Origin of the sequence: Mesorhizobium kowhaii, assembly GCF_042431665.1 — a bacterium.
In the GTDB taxonomy this organism is placed as follows: Bacteria; Pseudomonadota; Alphaproteobacteria; order Rhizobiales; family Rhizobiaceae; genus Mesorhizobium; species Mesorhizobium kowhaii.
On the sequence record NZ_JBHLYT010000186.1, the window covers coordinates 1 to 873 of the forward strand.

The following is an 873-nucleotide window of genomic DNA, read 5'->3' on the forward strand; positions in this document are numbered from 1 at the left end:
CACGCAGACTGTCACGGCGGGCTTCATGGGCGCAGTCAGAACCACAGAAGCGCTGACCCCGATCGCAATGCCGGCAAAGCAAGACCTGTGAGCGGCACCGTGCGGAGAGAAAGAAACGACCGGTTTGCATTGCGGCGGCGAACCTCTCGGAACGCCGTCGGGATTGCGGGGAAGCGGCTTGCCAACATTGCTGAGGAAGACCGGACTTGTCGGCATGGCGGGTGGGCGTCGATCGCTCAACATCCGGCCAAGTAGGCGAGCGGTCTCTGGCCACGGGCAGGTCCGCCACTTATCACCCTTTCCGTGCAGGTTTACCCGCGGCGAGGAGGTTAAAACCAACTGATCGACGGTCAGTCCGACAACTTCCGCAGCGCGAGCGCCAGTATTGTACAGGAACATGAGAAGCGTCTTGTCGCGAGGGGCCAGCCTCCCGTCGCGCGGCAGTCCGTCGAAGAGTCGTTCGACCTCGTCGCGTTCGAGATAATAAGTGGCCGCCGGCTGCGTGCGTTTCCTCGGAATGGCGGCAACACGTTCGGCCTCCGGCAGCAGCATCGGTTCCAAGCCAGCAGCATACCCCGCCGCTTTATCACCCGCCGTCTACGCTTCACGAATGACGTTGCCGCCACCCATGCAAGACTCGCTTCCGGCTGGCGGGCTGCGCGCCTTTGCCGGACGGGCGTTGAACCCGCTGGATCGCTGCGAACGGTTTCTACTCGATTCTCACCTCCTTTCTTGTTCATCCCCCGTTCCGGGGCTTGCCTGACGCAAGCTGGGCGCATCTGCGGCGCAAGTTTTACGATCTGCACATCAGCGGGACCTCACAGGCCGCGACGGCAACGATCACCGCCATGACCGAATTGTGGAAGGTCGAGG

Annotated in this window: 1 protein-coding gene and 1 pseudogene; one reads left to right on the plus strand and one right to left on the minus strand. The window is 62.5% G+C overall.

Features of this window, described 5'->3' with window-relative positions:
- The coding region (locus tag ACFFNA_RS39205; RefSeq protein WP_378925646.1) for a tyrosine-type recombinase/integrase at positions 1–552 on the minus strand (552 nt) is incomplete at its 3' end.
- Between the two features lie 218 nt (positions 553–770).
- Here ACFFNA_RS39205 and ACFFNA_RS39210 point away from each other — a divergent pair.
- Positions 771–873, plus strand: a pseudogene (locus ACFFNA_RS39210) (IS66 family transposase); the annotation flags it as partial.